General features: G+C 57.3%; 1 protein-coding gene. It reads left to right on the top strand.

Annotation, left to right across the window (positions count from 1 at the left end; translation table 11 throughout):
* Nucleotides 1-67 precede the first annotated feature (67 nt).
* Nucleotides 68-487 (top strand): hypothetical protein, encoded by a 420-nt coding sequence (locus tag V2B23_RS30920; protein WP_430953700.1) that lies wholly within the window; start codon nucleotides 68-70, stop codon nucleotides 485-487.
* Nucleotides 488-565 lie beyond the last annotated feature (78 nt).

The raw sequence follows: 565 nt of genomic DNA on the forward strand, positions 1-565 counted from the left end.
TTTCGGCATAGCGCCATCCTTCCACCGTGAAGACTGATCTTCACAGGTCAGATGTCAATCAAACCGGGTGCAGTCCCGGTTCACCGTCGACATCGTCTACACCACGAGCATCAACGAACTGGTCAAAACGTTGTATGCGAAACACGACTACGACATCGGATACGCCGGATTCAATGTTCTCGACGAGTCCCCCTTCGTGCGCATGTACAGCAGCTTCTACAGCGAATCGACCTCGAACGTGCTCGGATACAAGAACCCTGAAATGGACGCTCTTCTCGAACAATTGCAGACGGCGCCGACTGATGAGGACCAGCGCAAAGTCCTCGAGAACATCCAGACCCTCGTCAACGAGACGGTTCCGATGGCGGTTGTCGGAGCAGGCAAGTACTTCATCCCGTGGAGCAGGGACGCGCACGGCATCACGCCCAGCGCGGACGGGATCATGCTTTTCGGAAATGCTTGGCTAAATTCTGATGGCGCGCCCTAGATGTAGGAGGAACGGACGTTGGTGACGCCGTGCCGGCGGTAAGCGGCGGGCGGTCGTCCTCCGCGTGCTGAATGCGGT

It is taken from the genome of Rhodococcus sp. 24CO, assembly GCF_050586165.1.
GTDB lineage: Bacteria > Actinomycetota > Actinomycetes > Mycobacteriales > Mycobacteriaceae > Rhodococcus_F.